At 61.0% G+C, this 3,549-nt stretch carries 3 protein-coding genes; all 3 read left to right on the forward strand.

Annotation, left to right across the window (positions count from 1 at the left end; all coding sequences use genetic code 11):
- Positions 1–120 precede the first annotated feature (120 nt).
- The 3 genes from D8U18_RS20120 to D8U18_RS20130 all read left to right on the forward strand — a co-directional run bounded on the left by D8U18_RS20120 (position 121) and on the right by D8U18_RS20130 (position 3,513).
- A complete protein-coding gene (locus D8U18_RS20120; RefSeq protein ID WP_131108232.1) occupies positions 121–834 on the forward strand; it encodes a GntR family transcriptional regulator in 714 nt (237 codons plus the stop codon).
- The gene (locus D8U18_RS20125) at positions 831–1,829 is read left to right on the forward strand and encodes an ADP-ribosylglycohydrolase family protein (protein WP_056855917.1); all 999 of its coding nucleotides are present in this window, start codon (positions 831–833) and stop codon (positions 1,827–1,829) included. The genes D8U18_RS20120 and D8U18_RS20125 overlap by 4 nt, the downstream gene beginning before the upstream one ends.
- A 217-nt stretch (positions 1,830–2,046) precedes the next feature.
- Positions 2,047–3,513 (forward strand): cytosine permease, encoded by a 1,467-nt coding sequence (locus tag D8U18_RS20130; RefSeq protein WP_130904421.1) that lies wholly within the window; start codon positions 2,047–2,049, stop codon positions 3,511–3,513.
- Positions 3,514–3,549 lie beyond the last annotated feature (36 nt).

The following is a 3,549-nucleotide window of genomic DNA, read 5'->3' on the forward strand; positions in this document are numbered from 1 at the left end:
CTTACGACTGCTGCGCAGCCGAGCGGGAGCAAGCTCCCTCGCCACGGTTCTGTGATCCTTCCGTCTGGATCGATAAATTTTCCTTGCCCGCCCGAACCGGTTTCGGTTATCAATTTGTACATGATTAGACAGGTTCGATTTGACAAGAAACAACGGGTGGTCGACGAACTCATCCGGCGCATCGAAAGCGGCCTCCTCGAGGACGGTTTTCAGTTGCCGGGTGAGCATCAGTTGGCTCAAGAATTCAAAGTCAGCCGCGGCACTTTGCGTGAAGCCCTGGCCGAACTGAAACGGCGCAATTACATCGCGACGCAAAGCGGGGTGGGTTCCATCGTCACCTTTGACGGTGTGGTCCTCGACCAGCGCAGCGGTTGGGCCCAAGCCCTGGCCGACAGCGGAGCGCTGGTCAATACCGAGGTGCTGCGGCTGGAGGCGGTGACTCGCCCCGACCTGCTGTCGCGGTTCGGCACTGACCAATTCATCACGCTCGACCGTCGCCGCCGTTCCAACGACGGTACGCTGGTTTCCCTCGAACGCTCGCTGATGCCCGCCACCGGAGGCCTGGAAAGCCTGCCGCGGGTCGGTCTGATCGACAATTCCCTGACCATCACCCTGGCTGCCTATGGCTACATCGGTGAGCGTGGCGATCAATGGATCGGCGCCGAACCATTGATTGAACTGGATGCCGAGTTGCTGGGGCGCCCGGTCGGCACGGTCTTTCTCAAGGCGCTGCGTACAACTTACGACCGACAGAACCGCTTCATGGAGCAAGTGGAAAGTTTGCTCGACCCTGTGCATTTCCGTCTGCACCTGCAATTTGGAACGTCGAAATGACTGCGCTCAACCGTGCCTTGGGCGCGTTCTACGGTCTGGCTTTGGGCGATGCCCTGGGCATGCCGACGCAATCGTTGAGTCGTGCTGCAATCCAGGCGCGTTTTGGCCAAATCACTGACCTTGAAGATGCCGGCCCAGATCAACCGATCGCCGCCAACATGCCCAAAGGCTCGATCACCGATGACACCGAACAGGCGATTCTGGTCGGCCAGTTGCTGATCGAGGGCGAAGGTCGCATCGAACCGTCGGTGCTTGCCCAGCGCTTGATCGATTGGGAAGCGGTGATGCAGGCCAAGGGCTCGCAGGATCTGCTCGGTCCTTCGACCAAGCGCGCCATCGAGATGATCCTCGCGGGTCATTCACCGGAAGAGGCGGGGCGCTACGGCACCACCAATGGCGCGGCGATGCGCATTACGCCGGTCGGGATCGCGGCGGATGTCGTCGATCCGCAGCGTTTCATTGAAGCGGTCGTGCAGGCCTGCCAGGTCACCCACAACACCACGCTGGGGATTTCAAGCGCGGCGGCGGTGGCGGCGGTGGTGTCCGCCGGGATCAATGGCATGGACCTGGGCGAAGCATTGAACCTCGGTCAGCAAATCGCCCAGCAAGCAGAAACCCATGGTCACTGGGTCGCCGGCGGACGCATTGCCTCGCGCATCAGTTGGGCGCGGAGCATCAGCGTTGACAGCGACAAAGCGCTGCTGGCGGATCTGATGTACGACGTGATCGGTACGTCGGTGGCATCGCAGGAGTCGGTGGTGGTGTCGTTTGCCCTGGCCCAGCAGGTGGCCATCGGCGAAATGAATGCCTTCGAAGCGTTGTGCATGGCCGCCAGCCTTGGCGGTGACACCGACACCATCGCAGCGATTCTCGGCGCGATGCTTGGGGCCTGCCTGGGCCTTGAGAGTTGGCCGGTCGAGATGATCGACAAGGTCAAGGCCGTCAATGATCTGGAGCTTGAGCCTTTGGTGCAAGGGCTGCTGGTTCTGCGCTGATTTTTGGATCAAACCGATATTCTGTGGCGAGGGAGCTTGCTCCCGCTCGGCTGCGCAGCAGTCGTAAACGCTGACGACTCGGTGTGCCTGCTTCACTACTGTCGCAGGTCTTGGGGTCGCTTCGCGGCCCAGCGGGAGCAAGCTCCCTCGCCACAGGGCTGTAGTGTCGGTATCCGATTTGCCCACAACCACAAAAATGGCAACAGGAGCATTTTTCATGAGTTCATCAAACGCCGGGCAAAGTGCCGGGCAACTGGAAACACGCGGCATCGAACCGGTGCCGGAATCCGAGTGCAATGGTCATCCGTTGCAACTGTTCTGGGTCTGGTTTGCCGCCAACATTTCCATCCTCGGCCTGCCATTGGGTGCGACCCTCGTGGCTTTTCGCGGTTTGGCGATCTGGCAGGCAATCATCGTCGCGATCCTCGGCGCCGCCGGTTCATTTGCGGTGGTCGGCATCATCTCGATCGCCGGTCGTCGCGGTCGCGCGCCGAGCCTGACCTTGTCGCGAGCGATCTTCGGCGTACGCGGCAATATCGGCCCGACCCTGGTTTCGCTGATGTCGCGGCTGGGCTGGGAAACCGTCAACACCACCACCGCCGCGTTCGTGCTGCTCTCACTGTGCTCGATCCTGTTCGGCTCGCCGGTGGAAGCGAAAAGTGCGCCTGCGCTGACGCTGCTGTTCATCGCGATTTTCGTCTTGTTGACCTTGTCGGTGTCCGGCCTCGGTCATGCGACGTTGCTGGTCATTCAGAAATGGGCGACCTACGTCTTCGGCGCGCTGAATATTCTGGTCGGCGGCTTCCTCTGCGCCACCATCGACTGGAGCGCGGTGTTCAACGCTACGCCTGCGCCGATCAGCGCGATGATCATCGGCATCGGCACCATGGCGGCCGGCACCGGGATCGGTTGGGCCAATGCCGGTGCGGACATGTCGCGCTATCAGCACCGCAGCGTCAAAGCCGTACGCCTGGTGGCTTCGGCGGCATTCGGTGCGGGGATTCCGCTGGTGCTGCTGATCACCCTCGGCGGCCTGTTGTCGGTGGGCAACAATGACCTGGCCCAGGCTACTGACCCGATCATCGCGATCCGCGACATGCTGCCGACCTGGATGGCCGTGCCGTACCTGATCACTGCGTTTGGTGGCTTGCTGCTGTCGAACAATCTGTCGGTGTATTCCGCCGGTTTGACCACGCTGACGCTCGGGCTCAAGGTCAAGCGCGTCTACGCCGTGGTGGTCGACATCGTCGCGATCTTTGCTGGCTCGATTTACTTCATGCTGATCGCCGACAGTTTCTACGGCCCGTTCATTACCTTCATTTCTTTGCTGGCGGTGCCGATCACGGCATGGGTCGGGATCTTTGTGGTCGACCTGATTCATCGGCATTACTACAGCCCCAAGGACTTGCTGGATGTCAGCCCGAGCAGCGCCTATTGGTATCGCGGCGGTGTGGAATGGCGCGCATTCAGCGCGTGGGCCATCGCCATCGTGCTCGGTTTCAGCTTCACCACCATCGGCACCACGGCAGAAAATGTCTGGTTCAAGGGCTTCCTGTCCGACTCGTGGCTGGGGCACAACGGCCTCGGCTGGATTGTGACTTTTGTCGTGGCTGGCGGGATTTATTTTGTACTCGGTGGGGCGAAAGACCGTCGCGCCGCGCTTACCGAGAATGCTCATGCCTAAGATGCTGCACACCGGCCAGGTCATCATCGACCTGGT

Origin of the sequence: Pseudomonas sp. Sample_10, assembly GCF_004321495.1 — a bacterium.
Classification (GTDB): domain Bacteria; phylum Pseudomonadota; class Gammaproteobacteria; order Pseudomonadales; family Pseudomonadaceae; genus Aquipseudomonas.

Excerpts from the sequence above, each read along its gene's own strand:
- D8U18_RS20120 (WP_131108232.1), top strand. The coding sequence starts at position 121 with ATGATTAGACAGGTTCGATTTGACAAGAAACAACGGGTGGTCGACGAA.
- D8U18_RS20125 (WP_056855917.1), top strand. The coding sequence starts at position 831 with ATGACTGCGCTCAACCGTGCCTTGGGCGCGTTCTACGGTCTGGCTTTG.
- D8U18_RS20130 (WP_130904421.1), top strand. The coding sequence starts at position 2,047 with ATGAGTTCATCAAACGCCGGGCAAAGTGCCGGGCAACTGGAAACACGC.